This is a genomic window from Mesorhizobium sp. M4A.F.Ca.ET.020.02.1.1 (genome assembly GCF_004022645.1).
GTDB lineage: Bacteria > Pseudomonadota > Alphaproteobacteria > Rhizobiales > Rhizobiaceae > Mesorhizobium.
This window is the reverse complement of record NZ_RZOI01001024.1, coordinates 1-1,628: the sequence shown is the minus strand read 5'-3', so window position 1 is coordinate 1,628 and position 1,628 is coordinate 1. Positions and strand designations below refer to the sequence as shown.

At 64.9% G+C, this 1,628-nt stretch carries 2 protein-coding genes; both read right to left on the bottom strand.

Annotation, left to right across the window (positions count from 1 at the left end; all coding sequences use genetic code 11):
• The coding region (locus EN742_RS34390; protein WP_128333841.1) for a metal transporter at positions 1 to 853 on the bottom strand (853 nt) is incomplete at its 3' end.
• The coding region (locus EN742_RS34385) for a multicopper oxidase domain-containing protein (protein WP_128333840.1) at positions 850 to 1,628 on the bottom strand (779 nt) is incomplete at its 5' end. The genes EN742_RS34390 and EN742_RS34385, both read right to left, overlap by 4 nt.

The window sequence follows — 1,628 nt, the reverse complement described above, 5'->3', positions numbered from 1 at the left end:
GCACCAGGAAGGTGCCCAGCCCCGCCGCGCCCGACGCGAAGGCGGCGCCGATCGCCAGTCCTTCGCCGAGATTGTGCAGGCCGATGCCGAGCGCGATGAAGGTGGCGAGCGCCAGGCCGGTCGGCGCGCCGCTCCGCCGGCCCGCCGCCATCAGCAGCAGGAAACTCGCGGTGGCGGCAAGCACGATCATCGTCGGCCCCTGGAACAGGGCTGCAGCTTCGCTAGCCAGTTCGAAGGCGTCCTCCAGCGCATCGACGAAAAGGAAGGCGAGCAAGCCGACAGTCAGCGACAGGAGGAAGTCCATGCCGCTGCGTCCGACGCCGCGAAGCGCGGGGTAGAACATCAGACCGATCGCCACAGGCAGGATGCCGACAAAGGCGCCGAGCACCGCCTGCGCGACAAGGCTCAGCGAGTCACGGGTCGGCGTTGGCACAGCCACCGCGATCTCATGTCCGAATGTCGTCCCGGTGCTGGTCACGACATTGATAGCATGCGCCTCCCCCAACACCCAGGGATATGGCAGGTTGATCCATGCCGTCGAGCCGCGCGCGATCGGGCCCGGCGGGTCCTGCGTGAATTGCCAGTAGGCGTCGTCGACCTGGACCTGCGCGATCGTCATCGGTTCCGATCCGCCGGCACGGACAAGGACGCGAATGCCATCGGTGCCAAGGATCGTCCGCTCGAAGGTGATGTTCTCGACCGGTGGCGCGCCATTGCGGAAGCTCGACAGCGGATCGGAAGACAGCAGCCAGGCGATGGCTATCGCCAGGACGGTCAAAGGCAGCCCGATCCAGAGCAGATTGACCCGAGTTGGGCGCGCGGCACGCGTATTGGGCTGGCTCGTATCGGTCACGACAGAGCCTCCACGACATCGAACATGCCGGACCAGCCGAGCTCGGTGAACTCGGACTGGTGAGGATGGAACATATAGAGGCCCGGCTCGTGCTCGCGGAAATGGAACTCGAGAATGCCGCGCTCGGCCTGGCACTGGGTGATCAGGTCGACGGTCTTCAGCGTCGGCGTGAGCGTCGTACCCTGATTGTAATAGTCGAAGAAATTGGCGTGCAGGTGGAAGGAGTTGATCGGATCGAACTCGACGACATTGACGAGGTAGATGCGGACGGGCTTGTCCTTCAGCACCCGGATCGGCTTCTTCGCATAGGCGTGGGCGACCGTGTTGACGGCATAGACCTCGTTCTCGTTGTCGAAGTTGGTGTCGAAGGCGTTCATGACCATCACGAATTCCTGCCAGTTTGCATTCTCGGGCGAGCCGAGCAGGCGTGAGCGGGCGACCGCCTCGTGCTCCGGATGCCGGGCAGGGTCAGGATCGATGACGAAGGCACCGTACATGCCCTTCTGGATATGCCGCTTCAGCGGCAGCGCGTGGCAGTGGTAGAGGTGACAGCCGAACGGCCTGGCATCGAACTCGTAGACGAACTCCTCGCCCGGCCCGACCAGGCCGGCACCCGGGACGCCGTCCATGCGCGCGGCGTGGATGCCGTGGAAATGCATCGAATGCGGATGCGAGCCTTGGTTGCGGAAGACGATCCGCAGGCGTTCGCCTTCGGTCGCCCGCAGCGACGGGCCCGGCACGCGGCCATTGTAGGTCCAGGCCGGGAACATGATGC